We start from the raw sequence: 14,497 nt of genomic DNA, 5'->3' as shown, positions 1-14,497 counted from the left end.
GTGAAAGTATTAACTGTGTTTGGCACGCGCCCGGAAGCAATAAAAATGGCGCCCCTGGTCCATACGCTCGCACAGGATAGCGAGATCGACGCTCGTCTGTGCGTCACTGCACAACATCGCGAAATGTTGGATCAGGTGCTGAAATTGTTCGCCATTGTGCCGGACTATGATCTGAATATTATGAGCCACGGACAGGGCCTGACAGAGATCACCAGCCGTATTCTTGAAGGGCTGAAGGCCGTACTTGATGACTTCAAGCCGGATGTGGTGCTGGTACATGGCGATACCACCACCACTTTTGCTGCCAGCCTGGCGGCATTTTACCATCGCATTCCTGTCGGGCACGTAGAGGCAGGGCTGCGGACTGGCGATCTCTACTCTCCCTGGCCTGAAGAAGCTAACCGGACCTTAACCGGGCATCTGGCCTCTTATCACTTCACGCCCACCGAAAATGCCCGGCAGAATCTCCTGCGGGAAAACCTGCGCAGCGATCGGATGTTTGTGACCGGTAATACCGTCATTGATGCCCTGTTCTGGGTCAGGGATCGGGTGCTGAGTGATGAAGTATTACGCGAGAGCCTGGGCACACGTTATCCCTTCCTGGACAGCAATAAAAAACTGATTCTGGTCACCGGCCATCGCCGCGAGAGCTTTGGTGGCGGTTTTGAGCGCATCTGCAGCGCCCTGGCGGAAATTGCTCGTCTGCATCCTGAAGCGCAGATTGTCTATCCGGTCCATCTGAATCCCAACGTCAGCGAACCGGTCAACCGCATACTCAGCGGTATCGACAATATCATCCTGATTGAGCCGCAGGAGTACCTGCCGTTTGTCTGGCTGATGGTGCATTCCTGGCTGATCCTGACTGACTCTGGCGGCATCCAGGAGGAAGCGCCTTCGCTTGGTAAACCCGTGCTGGTTATGCGTGAAACCACGGAGCGGCCAGAAGCGATTGAGGCGGGTACCGTCAGGCTGGTTGGCACTGACGTGCAGAAAATCGTCAGTGAAGTCACCCGTCTGCTGACGGATGAAGAGGCCTATCACTCCATGAGCCGTGCCCACAACCCTTATGGGGACGGTCTGGCCTGCGAACGTATCGTGCAGGCACTGAAAAAGAACAGGGTTACGTTATGACATTTTCTACCATTTCCATTATTGGGCTTGGCTATATTGGGCTGCCCACCGCTGCCGCTTTTGCATCCCGACAAAAAAAGGTGCTGGGTATTGATATCAATGCGCACGCCGTAGAGACCATTAACCGGGGTGAGATTCACATCGTTGAGCCGGATCTGGATCTTGTGGTGAAAACAGCCGTGGAACAGGGCTTTCTGCGTGCATCAACGAAACCTGAACCCGCTGATGCCTTTCTGATTGCGGTGCCAACGCCGTTCAAAGAAGATCATCAGCCAGATTTGAGTTGGGTAAAGGCTGCGGCAGAATCGATCGCGCCGGTGCTGAAAAAAGGGGACCTGGTGATCCTCGAATCCACGTCACCGGTCGGGGCTACCGAGCAAATGGCCGCGTGGCTGGCAATGGCACGTAGCGACCTGACTTTCCCCCAGCAGGTGGGAGAAGCCGCCGATGTGCATATCGCTTATTGCCCGGAACGGGTACTGCCTGGCAAAGTGATGGTCGAACTGATCAAAAATGACCGGGTGATTGGCGGTATGACGCCAGCATGCTCTCAGCTCGCCTGCGATCTGTACAACATTTTCCTTGAAGGCGAGTGCGTGGTGACCAATTCCCGCACCGCTGAAATGTGCAAGCTTACTGAAAACAGCTTCCGTGACGTCAACATCGCTTTTGCAAACGAACTTTCGCTGATCTGTGCCGATCAGGGGATCAACGTCTGGGAGCTGATTAGGCTGGCGAACCGGCATCCCCGCGTGAATATTCTGCAGCCTGGTCCTGGAGTAGGCGGGCACTGTATCGCGGTCGACCCCTGGTTTATCGTTGCCCAGAATCCCGTGCAGGCACGTCTGATTCGTACCGCGCGGGAAGTGAATGACAGTAAACCATTGTGGGTGCTTGAGCAGGTTAAGAAAGCCCTTGCCGAGAGTCTGACCACCAGCGACAAACGCGCCAGTGAGCTGACCATCGCCTGCTTTGGCCTGGCCTTTAAACCGGATATTGACGACCTGCGCGAGAGCCCGGCCATGCATGTGGCCGGGATGATTGCTGACTGGCATCTTGGCACCACGCTGGTGGTGGAACCCAACATTCATCAACTGCCCAAAGTGCTTAAAGATAAGGCCGAACTGGTTCAGCTGGAGCCAGCTTTGCAGCAGGCGGATGTGCTGGTGATGCTGGTCGATCATGCGCAGTTCAAAACGATGGATATCGGGCAGATCAGCACGCATCAGATCGTGGATACCAAAGGGGTCTGGCAATGAAGCGGGTGCTGGTAACGGGCGGCGCCGGTTTTATTGGCTCGGCGGTAGTGCGACATATCCTCGCCACCACTGACGATCATGTCAGGGTGGTCGATAAACTCAGTTATGCCGGCAACCTTGCTTCACTGGCCCCGGTGGCTAAGGAAGTGAAAACCGGCTACGGCCAATATCTGGTGGATCTATTACATGCCCGTCCACGCCAGTATTAATCCCCTGCAGTGGGAGAACACCTTCTTCCAGCGGCAAAGTGGCCTGATCGAGTTCGGGGGCGACACGCCATTGAGCGAAGCCCTGTTCGCAGGCTACGATCTCGTTCAGGCTAAAGTGCTCTCGCAGCAGACAGCGGAGCTGGATGCACTGACTGCCCTGGGTTTCAGGCTGGTCGAAGGGGAAGCTGACTTTGTGTTGGGCGTCTCCTCAGCAGGCCGTCCTGAGGGCATCCGCATTGCCCGGAAGGAACATATTCCCGCACTGCGGGATGCAGCAGCAGAGGCTTTCACCCAGAGTCGTTTCCGTATGCCCTGGTACCAGCCTGGCGACAGTGGCCGTTTCTATGCCCAGTGGATTGAAAATGCCGTGCTCGGCGCTTTCGATCATCAATGCCTGCTGGCTGTTGACGCGCAGGGAATCCTTCAGGGATTTGTTTCACTCCGCGAACTGCCGGATGGCGGTGCAAGAATTGGGCTGCTGGCCACCCTGCCAGCAGCGCAGGGGCTGGGTGTGGGTCAGCGGATGATCGAAGCGGCTTCCGACTGGTGCCGTGCCCGACGCCTTACACGCCTGCATGTTGCCACCCAGTTGGGCAACTTACCGGCACTCCGACTTTATCACCGCTGCGGTGGCGTCATTGAACGTACCGCCTGGTGGCTTTACAGGTAACGTTATGATCCCGTTTAATGCCCCACCGATAGTGGGAACCGAACTCGACTATATGCAGTCGGCCATGGGAAGCGGCAAACTGTGCGGCGATGGTGGATTTACCCGTCGCTGTCAGCAGTGGATGGAAAACAAATTCGGCAGCAGAAAAGTGTTGCTGACGCCTTCCTGCACCGCTTCGCTGGAAATGGCGGCTATTCTGATCGACATCCAGCCTGGCGATGAAGTGATCATGCCAAGCTACACCTTCGTCTCTACCGCCAATGCCTTTGTTTTGCGTGGGGCGACCATCGTCTTTGTCGATATCCGCCCGGATACGCTGAACATGGATGAGACGTTGATTGAAGCGGCGATTACGGAGAAAACCAAAGCGATTGTGCCGGTCCACTACGCAGGCGTCTCCTGTGATATGGACGTGATTATGGCGCTGGCCGAAAAACATCGCCTGTTCGTCATTGAAGATGCCGCGCAGGGCGTGATGTCGACCTGGAAAGGCAAAGCGCTCGGCACCATTGGGCATATCGGCTGTTACAGCTTCCATGAAACCAAAAACTACACGGCAGGTGGGGAAGGCGGGGCTACGTTAATTAACGATCCTGCTCTGGTCGAACGCGCAGAAATCATCCGCGAAAAGGGCACCAACCGTAGTCAGTTCTTCCGTGGGCAAGTAGATAAATACACCTGGCGCGATATCGGCTCCAGCTACCTGATGGCCGATTTGCAGGCTGCTTACCTCTGGGCGCAGCTTGAAACCGCGACGCGCATCAACGATCAACGTCTGCGCCTCTGGCAAAACTATTACACTGCGCTGCAATCTGTTGCAGCCAGCGGCCGCATTTCGCTGCCGGCTATCCCGTCCGCCTGTCAGCACAATGCGCATATGTTTTATATCAAACTGCGCGACAATGACGATCGCTCAGCCCTGATCACCTGGCTGAAGGAAGCGGAGATCATGGCGGTTTTCCACTATATTCCACTGCACTCATCGCCAGCCGGGCAACGTTTTGGCCGTTTCCAGGGTGAAGACAACCACACCCAGGTTGAAAGCGAGCGGCTGTTACGCCTGCCCCTGTTTTATAATCTTTCTGACAATAATCAGCAGACGGTCATTAACTCCCTGCTGAGCTATTTTTCCTGATATGTCACTGGCGAAAGCTTCGGTGTGGACGGCAGCGTCCACCCTGGTCAAAATTGTGGCCGGTCTGCTGGTGGTTAAAATGCTGGCCGTTTCATTTGGTCCGACAGGTGTGGGGCAGGCGGGCAATTTCCGTCAGTTAATCACCGTACTTGGCGTGCTGGCAGGGGCCGGAATTTTTAACGGCGTGACCAAATATGTCGCCGAGTACCAGCAAAGCCCCCACCAGTTACAGGCGGTGACCGGAACCGCCTCGGCTATGGTGCTGGGCTTTTCCACTCTGCTGGCGGTGGTTTTTCTGCTGTTCGCCGGGCCGATAAGTACCGGCTTGTTTGGTCACCGTGATTATCAGAATGTCGTGCGGGCCGTCGCTTTCCTGCAGGCTGGTATCGCCTGGGCTAACCTGGCGCTGGCGGTGGTCAAAGGCTTCCGTGATGCCAAAGGCAATGCGCTGGCGCTGATCCTTGGCAGCCTCATTGGCGTGATGGCCTGGTTTGTCTGTTACTGGCTGGGAGGCTACAGCGGCGCGCTGGCAGGCATGGCGATGGCGCCGGCCTTAGTGGTGATCCCTGCGGCGATAGTGCTGGCAAAACGCGATCATATGCCGCTACGCTTTTTGAAACCGCGCTGGGATGGGGAAGTTGCCCGTAATCTCAGTAAATTCACGCTGATGGCACTGATGACCTCCATCACCCTGCCGGTAGCCTGGATCATGATGCGGAATCTGCTGGCTGAACATAATGGCTGGGAGCAGGTCGGATTATGGCAGGGCGTCTCCAGTATTTCAGATGCCTACCTCCAGTTTATTACCGCTTCTTTCAGCGTTTATTTGCTGCCGACGTTATCGCGCCTGACCAGCAAGCAGGAGATCTCCCGTGAAATTTTCCGCTCGCTGAAATTTGTTTTGCCAGCGGTCATGGCGGTCAGTCTGCTGGTCTGGCTGCTGCGTGATGTGGCTATCTGGCTGCTGTTTTCCAGCCAGTTTACCGGCATGCGAGATCTGTTCGTCTGGCAGTTGACTGGCGATGTCTTCAAAGTGGGATCTTACGTATTTGGGTATCTGGTGATCGCCAAAGCCTCTCTGCGTTTTTATGCCCTGACTGAAATCAGCCAGTTTGTTCTGCTGACGCTCTTTGCGCGCTGGCTGATCCCGCTACACGGAGCTGCCGGGGCTGCACAGGCTTATATGGCGACCTACATTGCTTACTTTGCGCTCTGCGCGGGCACCTTTTTCTCTATCGTAGACAAGTATGACAACATTGATTCACGTCCTCGGCTCGGCCATACCGCACCATAATCAGACCGTGCTGCGCTTCTTTAACGATGTCGTGGCAGATGCGGTGCCGCGAGCAGAACCCCGCCAGTTTTGGGTGGCAGGTGAACCACCGGTGTCAGGTGAGACACCTCAACTGGCCATTCGCTGGTTTGCCGATAAAGGTGCTATAGCCGAAGCGGTGATCGCACGGGCTCAGTCCGACAGGCAGACGCGCTTCTTTTTCCACGGGCAGTTCAATCCTTCCCTGTGGATGGCAATCCTGTGCCGCAAGCTTAAACCGGGTCAGATTTACTGGCATGTCTGGGGTGCTGATTTGTATGAGCAGGCTGGCGGCCTTAAATTCCGTCTGTTCTATCTCCTGCGCCGTCTGGCGCAAAAAGGGTGGGGCAGGTATTCGCCACTCGTGGTGATATCAACCACTTCCACCAGCGACATCCCGACGTCCCGGCGTCACTGCTCTATTTTCCAACCCGGATGGCACAGACTGACCTGCCAGCTGCTGACAAGCACCAGACTATGACCATTCTGGTGGGGAACTCGGGAGATGCCAGCAATCGCCATCTTCAGGCGTTGAAGGAGATCCATCAACAATTTGGTGATGAAGTAAACGTAGTGGTGCCACTGGGCTATCCGGCTAATAACGAACTCTATATCCAGCAGGTTCGTGAGGCAGGTGAAGCCCTGTTTGCCGCAGGAAAATTACATATCCTCACGGAAAAGCTCGAGTTTGACGCCTATTTGCAGCTGATCTCGCAATGTGATTTGGGGTATTTTATCTTTGAACGCCAGCAGGGTATCGGTACTTTATGCCTGCTGATCCAGGCAAATATTCCCTTTGTGGTTAACCGTAAGAATCCATTCTGGCAGGATTTGACCGAACAGCAGATTCCGGTGTTATTTGCAGGTGATGAGCTGAGCGCTCAAATTGTCGGTGAGGCTAAAAGGCAAATGACGCTGCTGGATAAGCCCTCAATAGCCTTTTTTGAACCTGCCTATGTAGAGGGCTGGAAAACGGCACTGGCTCAGGCAGAAGGAGGAGCAGCATGACGCTGACGCAATTTGCTGGTCTGCTGGTGGTGTACCTGCTCTCACTTGGCCTGATCCTGACGCTAACCTGGCAGGAATTTCGCCGGGTAAAATTCAACTTCAACGTGTTCTTTTCGCTGCTGTTCCTGCTGACGTTTTACTTCGGATTTCCGCTGACCTGCATGCTGGTTTTTGGGTTCGACGTTCAGGTTGTGCCGGCCGACTATCTGCTCCAGGCATTGCTTTCTGCCACGGGTTTTTATGCCATCTATTATGTCAGCTACAAAACCCGTCTGAGGAACGCTTCTGCTCACTCCGGCCGGCCGGGCTTTAGCATCAATCGGGTAGAGGCGCATCTGATATGGGGGCTGCTTGCCCTGATCGCCCTAGGCACCGTTCTGGTGTTCTTCCTGCATAACGGATTTCTGCTCTTCAAGCTGCACAGCTACAGTCAGATCTTCTCAGCAGATGTCTCTGGTGTGGCCCTTAAGCGCTTCTTCTACTTCTTTATCCCCGCAATGCTGATGGTCTATTTCCTTAAGCCTGACTTCCGCAACTGGCTGTTTTTCCTGGTTGCCACTGTGGGCTTCGGTTTGCTGACCTATGTGATTGTCGGCGGCACGCGGGCTAACATTATCATCGCTTTTGCGCTGTTTTTGTTTATCGGCATTATTCGCGGCTGGATTACGCTCTGGATGCTGGCTGCGGCCGGTGTGGCCGGCGTGGTGGGTATGTTCTGGCTGGCTCTGCGCCGCTATAACCTCGACGTCAGCGGATCTGAAGCGTTCTATACCTTCCTGTATCTGACCAGAGACACCTTCTCCCCCTGGGAGAACCTTGGGCTGCTGCTGCAAAATTACGACAAAATAGATTTTCAGGGACTGGCACCTGTAGTGCGGGATTTCTATGTGTTTATCCCCAACTGGCTGTGGCCGGAGCGTCCTTCACTGGTACTGAACAGCGCAAACTACTTCACCTGGGACGTGCTGGATAACCATTCTGGCCTGGCCATTTCCCCTACGCTGATAGGCTCTCTGGTGGTGATGGGGGGAGCCTGGTTTATACCATTAGGCGCGGTAGCTGTGGGAATGATCATTAAATGGTTCGACTGGCTGTACGAAAAGGGTCAGCAGGAAACCAACCGCTACAAAGCTGCTGTCCTGCAAAGCTTCTGCTTTGGCGCAGTGTTTAATATGATTGTGCTGGCACGTGAAGGGCTGGATGCGTTTGCTTCCCGGGTGGTGTTCTTCTGCCTGATATTTGCTTTCACCGTTGTGGTGGCAAAACTGCTGTTCTGGCTGCTGGATAGCGCAGGCCTGATCCGCCCCCGTAAAATGCCTTTGCCGGTATCGGACTAATTTTTCTCGGTTGTTATGGCCGATTTGCTGCATTTGACCAAAAGGAACTCTTCATGGATGCCCCCTCTCCTGTACCGCAGTACCAAATCCGTGGCTTCACGCTGGTGGGTTTCCGCGATATGGCCGGGTTTCTTGACTACCTCTACGTCGGTAACTCGCTGAGAAGCGGCACGCTGGTGGCGATCAATGCTGAAAAGGTTCTGACCGCGGAGAGTCAGCCGGAAATCCATCAGCTGATTGACGAGGCGGAATATAAATATCCGGATGGCATCAGCATTGTAAGATCGATCAGAAAAAAATACCCGCAGGCGGAGGTCTCCAGAATTGCAGGCGCCGATCTCTGGGAAGCGCTGATGGAGCGTGCCGGGCGAGAGGGAACGCCGGTTTTCCTGGTGGGAGGCAAGCCGGATGTGCTATCACAAACTGTCGATAAACTCCGCCGTCAGTGGAAGGTAAACATTGTGGGTGCGCAGGATGGCTACTTCAAGCCAGCCGACCGTGAGGCTCTATTTGCGCGTATTGCTGCGAGTGGCGCACAAATCGTGACGGTGGCGATGGGGTCTCCCCGCCAGGAGATTCTGATGCGTGACTGCAAGACCGTCTGGCCTCAAGCCCTCTATATGGGCGTAGGAGGGACCTATGACGTTTTCACAGGCCATGTGAAGCGTGCCCCTAAGATCTGGCAGAAAATGGGTCTGGAGTGGCTTTACCGACTGATAATGCAGCCTTCACGATTGACCAGACAGCTCAGGCTGCTGAAATATCTGAACTATCACTGGCGCGGCGATCTTTAATTTTCGAATTAATTTTAGGGTGTTTGCTGCAAAAGCAACCGTTTCGACCCTTAAAGCAGGTAAAAACGTTCGTCATTTAGACAGAACGCACAAAGCGTAATCAAACGCGATATTTAGTGATAAAAAGGACTGGACAGGATCGGCTCCAGTACGTAGTATGCCCATCCGCAACGGCGCTATGCGCCCGTAGCTCAGCTGGATAGAGCGCTGCCCTCCGGAGGCAGAGGTCTCAGGTTCGAATCCTGTCGGGCGCACCATTAATTTAGTGTTGCAGGAGCTGCGGTGGTAGTTTTACCGCGTTAGTAAAGCAGTAAGAAGTGCAGAAGTAGATGTGGTGGCTATAGCTCAGTTGGTAGAGCCCTGGATTGTGATTCCAGTTGTCGTGGGTTCGAGTCCCATTAGCCACCCCAGATTTTGTCAGGTATGCGAAGGTGGCGGAATTGGTAGACGCGCTAGCTTCAGGTGTTAGTGTCTTAACGGACGTGAGGGTTCAAGTCCCTCTCTTCGCACCACAAAATCAGCAGTAGGGTGAAGCAGTAAAAGCAGTATTCGGCGAGTAGCGCAGCTTGGTAGCGCAACTGGTTTGGGACCAGTGGGTCGGAGGTTCGAATCCTCTCTCGCCGACCACTTTCAAGAACTTGCTGAGGCAGGTTTTTTTGCTTAAGGTCCGAGGATCTGAGCAGTAGCAGTAAAGCAGTATCAGAAGTAACAGCAGTATTCGGCGAGTAGCGCAGCTTGGTAGCGCAACTGGTTTGGGACCAGTGGGTCGGAGGTTCGAATCCTCTCTCGCCGACCAATTTAGAAAAGGCCAGCTTTCGAGCTGGCCTTTTTGCATCTGTAGTTCAAAGAGGATGAGAATCTCCGAAGGAGGTTTGAGCCGAGCGCAGCGAGACAACCCTCACCCCGGCATTCTTCGATGTTGTCTCCTTCAGGAGACGCATAGTCTATTGTAATTAAAGGCTTTTAATTAAACCGGGTTAGTGTGTCGTTAATCAGAGACGCTGAAATCACCTTTTGTCTCAAATATCCAACGAATAGCCAGAGACTACAGCAATCAAATCCCCTATAAACTATTGAATATCAGTATCTTAAATTAAAATTACGCATATTCCTTTTTTCTGGCACGACTCCTGCAATAATTACTTTGTAGATGCTCATTCCACTCCTTATGTTTGCTAACGCTTCATAAACCCGGGAATGATGCAGAGCCCTTTACGGTACCTGTTGTCCACCCGCCAGTATCGCTTCGGCCTTACTGGAGTCCAGGACAGTGCGTTGAGTCAGGTACCAGCCAAATTGTCTTACCGACCTGATATTTACACCTGCCAGTCTGGCAGGTGTTTTTTTTGCCGGAAGCCGGGCATAAAAAAACCGGGCACAGGGCCCGGTTAGTGAAGAGATATCGTAACGACTATGGCGTATTCTTCAGGGTCAGCAAAAGCCCGTCACGCCGCATCTCAGCGGCCTCTTCCGGCTTATGCTGACGATCCAGCGTATCCGCCAGCCAGGCATAATCAAACGCATCAGGACGCTGCTTAAGCGCTTCTCTGAACGCTTCTGCTGCCTGTTCCCACTCACCGTGCTTCATCAGCAACTGCCCCAGCGTACTGTGCAATAGCGGGGTAGCTCCATGCTGTTTGATTTGCTGACGCAAAGCTTTTTCAAGCTGTTCAGGATTCCCGGTTTTCAGGCGAGGCATCAGCAGGATCAATCGTTCATCGTAAGCGCGTTTCAGGCTATCGAGCACGATGCTCTGAGCCGTTTCATGATCGTCACAAACAATCAGATGGTCAGCCATGGCAACCTGAAGGGCCGTCTCATGACGGGTTTTCCGGCTCTGATCCTGCCACCAGCGTTTCAGACCCTCGCTACCCTGATCGGCCATCGCCTGATTCATCAACCCCAGCCAGGCTTCCTGTTGCAGGGCCAGACGATGCGTTTCATCAGAGACCTGGGATTTCTCCATTGCCGGCAGGATATCCAACAGGGCACCCCAGGCGCCGGTGCGGACAAAGGCCTGCTCTGCCAGACGCAGAACTTCAGGGTGACGGGGAGCCACTTCCAGCAGACGATCAATACCGTGGCGTGCGGCGTGATCTTCATTACGAGCCAGTTGCACACGAACGCGGGTAATTTCTACCGGAAGCTGATCGTTACCGGCCAGTTCGGCTGCGCGTTCAAGATGCTGATTGGCACGAACTTCATCGCCGCGCTGCTGTGCAGCTTCTGCGGCCAGCAGATAGTTCACCACGGGTTGTTCAGCATGATCGGCATTGCGTGAAAGCAGCTTCTCAACCTGGCGATAATCCCCTTCGGCCAGTTTTACCAGCGCCGCATTGGTCTGCTTACGGGCACGGCTCCGTTTGCGGCCCATAAACCAGCCGCGGGTTTTAACGCCGGTGCGGAAAATACGACGCAGTACCCACTCAACCACCAGAATCACAATCAGCGAAAGGATCAGGATGATCGCCAGACCAGTCACGCTGGTTTCAATATTCCAGCTGTCGGTCTGGATCAGGACATAGCCCTGGTGACCGGCCAGCATCGGGCCAAGCACCACACCAGCGACCAGCAGAAGAAAAAGGATCAGGACTTTAAGCATGCTTATTCTCCCTGCTGCTGTTGCCCGGCACTGGGCTGTGCCAGCAGGTTACGCACGCGCGTCTGCATCAGTTTATCGAGCATTGGCTGGCTTTGCAGCGCATCCGGAACGTCCATCGACACGCTTTGCTGGCTCAGCTCATCAAGCTGGCTGAGGAAGGCTTTGGTGGCCGGATCGTTGGTATCGAACCAGGCCCGAACCCACGCAGAGACCGTATCAATAGACTGCTTATAAATCTGATCCTGGTGACGTGGTACGGCCTGGGCGGCAATCAGCAGACGTGAACGAATATTTTCACGCAGATAAACATCCTGATTAGGTGCCAGCAGCGGTTCAGCGGTGGTATCACGACGGCGGATGGTGATGAAGTCATCCATAAAGTTGTGCCAGCTTTTTACCAGGTTTTGACGCCACTCATGCAGGGAAGAAGAGAGTTCACCACTGTCCTGATCCATCGGGCTGTCGTCGCTGTCATTATCCGCAAGACGCAAATTATCCACGCCGTTTGAGAGCTGGTTCAGATTCAAAATAATGCCGTCGTAGTCGACCTGAGTGATGGCGGACAGGGCGCTGATATCCTGGGTTAATGCCTGGCGGACGGTGATTAAACTGGGATCGTTCATGTCGGCCAGGCTGGCATCGGCGCTTTTTAGCAGGGCAGCGGCGGTAGTGACATCCTGATCGCTCCACAATTTGCGGCCAGCCAGTTTCACCAAATAGTCAGCCTGGGCAAGGAGCCAGGTATGGGCATCATTACCGGAAATCGTGGCAACTTTTTCTTTCAGCTCATCCAGCTGTTGGCTCGTCGCCGCCTGCTGCTTATGGGCAGTATCCAGCGCGCTGGTTTGCGTAGCCAGTTGCTGAACCAGCGTTTGCTTATCGCTGGCTGCCTGCTGCTGTAAGTCAGAAAGTTGATTAGCCAGCGTCTGATTGGTCGCAGCCTGCTGTTGAGCCTGGTGTTTACCATTGATATAAAGTCCAACGCCTGTAGCCAGCGCGATCGCTATCGCCAGAACACCCAGCGCCGTGCCGGTATTTTTCCGCTTGCGGGGTTCTGGTTTAGTGGTCTCAACCGCTGGGGTGGTCTCTTCAACCATGGCGGAGGAATCTTTTTGTTCCGTCATTGTGGCACATCCCATATTTAAGTTTATTGTAACGCGCGCAGCAACGCGTCGTTATCGGCACCATCGGCCACCGTGATGTCGCGCCAGCCCAGTTCCCTGGCGCGGGTAGCCAAACGTTCACTGACGACAACTAATCGGCAGTGCAGAAGCCATTCCTCACGATCGATCTCGGGGAACAGCGAATAAAGCTGTTGCAGCATTTCACCGCTGGTCACCACCAGCGTATCAATCTGTCGATCTCGCCAGCGCCGGCCTTCCGTGGCGCCCTGGTAAATCTTCGCACAGCGTTGATAGCACTCAACAAACTGTACATCAGCACCGCGCGCCTGCAAGGTTTCAGCCAGGAGTTCGCGGCCGCCATTGCCTCGCAGTATCAGTGCCCGCTTGCCTTCAACCTGCTGCAATGCCGGTAATTGTATCAGCACTTCGCTGGTTTCACGCTCATGGGGCCAGACCACATCCAGCCCGCTGGCGGCGTGCAATGCCATCGCCGTAGTCCGGCCAATAGCATAATAGTCCAGGCTGGCGGGCCAGGCAGCTTTTGCCCGCATCATTGCAGGCTGAGCGTAGTGAATAGCGTGTTGTGACAGAATAAAGACCAGGTCCCGATCCTGAAGTTCAGCCAGGGAATCTGGCAACTTGTCCAGATCAACACCCGGCGTGAATTCAATCAAAGGCATGGCCCAGGCCTCCCGTCCCTGCAGGCGTAAACGACTGACCAGCTCTTCAGCCGCTGGTGCGGGGCGGGTGACCAGGATACTCATTCCGGCGGGTTTCCTTTATAGACTTCCGCCAGAATTTCGCGCGCGCCATTATTCAGCAACTCTTCTGCCAGCGAGATGCCCATTTTTTCTGCATCTTCTCTTGGCCCGCGGCGTTCACCGCAAATCATCGCCTTGCCATCAGGTGACCCTACCAGGCCACGCAACCACAATTCATCATCCTGCAGCAGCGCAAAACTGCCGATCGGCACCTGACAGCCCCCCTCAAGGCGGGTGTTCATTGCCCGCTCCGCTTTAACGCGAACGGCAGTGTCCTCATCATTCAGGGCAGAGAGCAGGGCAATGGTCTGGGCATCATCCAGACGGCACTCAATGCCAACAGCCCCCTGGCCTACTGCGGGCAGAGACTCTTCCGCTGGCATGGCGTGGCGAATACGATCGCCCAGGCCAAGGCGCTTCAGACCGGCAACGGCCAGAATGATGGCGTCATAATCACCCGCATCAAGTTTACCCAGGCGGGTGCCCACGTTGCCGCGCAGCGAGCGGATCACCAGGTCCGGACGGCGTGCGCTTAGCTGACACTGTCGGCGCAGGCTGGAAGTGCCCACGACCGCACCCTGTGGCAGCGCATCAACCGAGTCATACTGGTTAGAAACGAAAGCATCCAGCGGATCTTCACGTTCGCAGATGGTCACCAGCCCCAGCCCCTCGGGAAAATCGATCGGCACGTCTTTCATTGAGTGCACGGCAATATCCGCACGATCTTCCAGCATCGCGAGCTCAAGTTCTTTGACGAATAATCCTTTGCCCCCCACCTTGGCCAGCGGCGTATCCAGGATCACATCACCTTTGGTCACCATCGGGACCAGTTCCACGCGAAGCCCCGGATGGCAAGCCATCAGGCGCTGTTGAACATAGTGTGCCTGCCAGAGCGCAAGCGGACTTTGCCTGGTGGCAATTCTTAAAATTTTGTCTAACATGCTTCTTACCGTTTTGATCGTTCATTGATTATCCTATCATTGATTCGGGAATGCTGTCAGTTTCCACGGTTTTAAACGGCAGAGAACGGCCGGATAAAGGGATTGCAGGCAGGGTCGAACGTAAAACGTGCTAAACTGTTGTGTAGCGCAACTTTCTTTACGGTCAAACTGTCAGGTGTTAGATTGATCACGTTTCCAGCAATAATTCGCACGA

The 14,497-nt window shown here is 54.6% G+C and carries 11 protein-coding genes, 5 tRNA genes and 2 pseudogenes; 14 read left to right on the top strand and 4 right to left on the bottom strand.

The window, feature by feature from the left end; translation table 11 throughout:
• The 14 genes and pseudogenes from wecB to VRC33_RS21150 all read left to right on the top strand — a co-directional run bounded on the left by wecB (position 1) and on the right by VRC33_RS21150 (position 9,651).
• A complete protein-coding gene (gene wecB / locus VRC33_RS21215; protein WP_338559190.1) occupies positions 1–1,131 on the top strand; it encodes a UDP-N-acetylglucosamine 2-epimerase (non-hydrolyzing) in 1,131 nt (376 codons plus the stop codon).
• A complete protein-coding gene (wecC, locus tag VRC33_RS21210) occupies positions 1,128–2,390 on the top strand; it encodes a UDP-N-acetyl-D-mannosamine dehydrogenase (protein WP_338564612.1) in 1,263 nt (420 codons plus the stop codon). The genes wecB and wecC overlap by 4 nt, the downstream gene beginning before the upstream one ends.
• Positions 2,387–2,530, top strand: a pseudogene (locus VRC33_RS21205) (NAD-dependent epimerase/dehydratase family protein); the annotation flags it as partial. The gene wecC and the pseudogene VRC33_RS21205, both read left to right, overlap by 4 nt.
• A 46-nt stretch (positions 2,531–2,576) precedes the next feature.
• Positions 2,577–3,269 carry a dTDP-4-amino-4,6-dideoxy-D-galactose acyltransferase gene (rffC, locus tag VRC33_RS21200; protein ID WP_338559187.1) on the top strand — a complete coding sequence of 231 codons (693 nt, stop codon included), beginning with the start codon at positions 2,577–2,579 and terminating at the stop codon, positions 3,267–3,269.
• 4 nt (positions 3,270–3,273) lie between these two features.
• A complete protein-coding gene (gene rffA / locus VRC33_RS21195) occupies positions 3,274–4,404 on the top strand; it encodes a dTDP-4-amino-4,6-dideoxygalactose transaminase (RefSeq protein ID WP_338559185.1) in 1,131 nt (376 codons plus the stop codon).
• A gap of 1 nt (position 4,405) precedes the next feature.
• Complete coding sequence (gene wzxE / locus VRC33_RS21190) at positions 4,406–5,698, top strand: lipid III flippase WzxE (RefSeq protein ID WP_338559182.1); 1,293 nt, start codon at positions 4,406–4,408, stop codon at positions 5,696–5,698.
• Positions 5,652–6,724, top strand: a pseudogene (locus VRC33_RS21185) (TDP-N-acetylfucosamine:lipid II N-acetylfucosaminyltransferase). Before wzxE ends, VRC33_RS21185 begins: the two are co-directional and overlap by 47 nt.
• Positions 6,721–8,061, top strand: a complete 1,341-nt coding sequence (gene wzyE / locus VRC33_RS21180) for an ECA oligosaccharide polymerase (RefSeq protein WP_338559180.1) — start codon at positions 6,721–6,723, stop codon at positions 8,059–8,061. Before VRC33_RS21185 ends, wzyE begins: the two are co-directional and overlap by 4 nt.
• 53 nt (positions 8,062–8,114) lie before the next feature.
• Positions 8,115–8,855, top strand: a complete 741-nt coding sequence (wecG, locus tag VRC33_RS21175) for a lipopolysaccharide N-acetylmannosaminouronosyltransferase (RefSeq protein WP_338576848.1) — start codon at positions 8,115–8,117, stop codon at positions 8,853–8,855.
• A gap of 180 nt (positions 8,856–9,035) precedes the next feature.
• Positions 9,036–9,112: transfer RNA gene (locus tag VRC33_RS21170), tRNA-Arg, on the top strand.
• 77 nt (positions 9,113–9,189) lie between these two features.
• Positions 9,190–9,265, top strand: a tRNA-His gene (locus VRC33_RS21165).
• A gap of 15 nt (positions 9,266–9,280) precedes the next feature.
• A tRNA-Leu gene (locus tag VRC33_RS21160) sits at positions 9,281–9,367 on the top strand.
• Positions 9,368–9,405: 38 nt separating this feature from the next.
• Positions 9,406–9,482: transfer RNA gene (locus VRC33_RS21155), tRNA-Pro, on the top strand.
• Between the two features lie 92 nt (positions 9,483–9,574).
• Positions 9,575–9,651, top strand: a tRNA-Pro gene (locus VRC33_RS21150).
• Positions 9,652–10,266: 615 nt separating this feature from the next.
• On the opposite strand, the gene hemY is transcribed toward VRC33_RS21150, so the two are convergent.
• The 4 genes from hemY to hemC are packed head-to-tail and all read right to left on the bottom strand — an operon-like array spanning position 10,267 to position 14,283.
• Positions 10,267–11,457, bottom strand: a complete 1,191-nt coding sequence (gene hemY / locus VRC33_RS21145; protein WP_338559178.1) for a protoheme IX biogenesis protein HemY — start codon at positions 11,455–11,457, stop codon at positions 10,267–10,269.
• Positions 11,458–11,459: 2 nt separating this feature from the next.
• Entirely contained in the window at positions 11,460–12,581 is a 1,122-nt protein-coding gene (gene hemX, locus VRC33_RS21140) for a uroporphyrinogen-III C-methyltransferase (protein ID WP_338559175.1), read from the bottom strand.
• A 23-nt stretch (positions 12,582–12,604) separates the two neighbouring features.
• Positions 12,605–13,345: a uroporphyrinogen-III synthase gene (hemD, locus tag VRC33_RS21135; protein WP_338559173.1), complete on the bottom strand. Its 741-nt coding sequence runs from the start codon at positions 13,343–13,345 to the stop codon at positions 12,605–12,607.
• On the bottom strand, positions 13,342–14,283 hold the full coding sequence (hemC, locus tag VRC33_RS21130) for a hydroxymethylbilane synthase (RefSeq protein WP_338559170.1): 942 nt from the start codon (positions 14,281–14,283) through the stop codon (positions 13,342–13,344). Before hemC ends, hemD begins: the two co-directional genes overlap by 4 nt.
• Positions 14,284–14,497: the final 214 nt, after the last annotated feature.

The sequence above is a fragment of the Erwinia sp. E_sp_B01_1 genome (genome assembly GCF_036865545.1).
In the GTDB taxonomy this organism is placed as follows: Bacteria; Pseudomonadota; Gammaproteobacteria; order Enterobacterales; family Enterobacteriaceae; genus Erwinia.
Note: the sequence above shows the minus strand (reverse complement) of the source record. Positions and strands in the feature narration are given on the sequence as shown.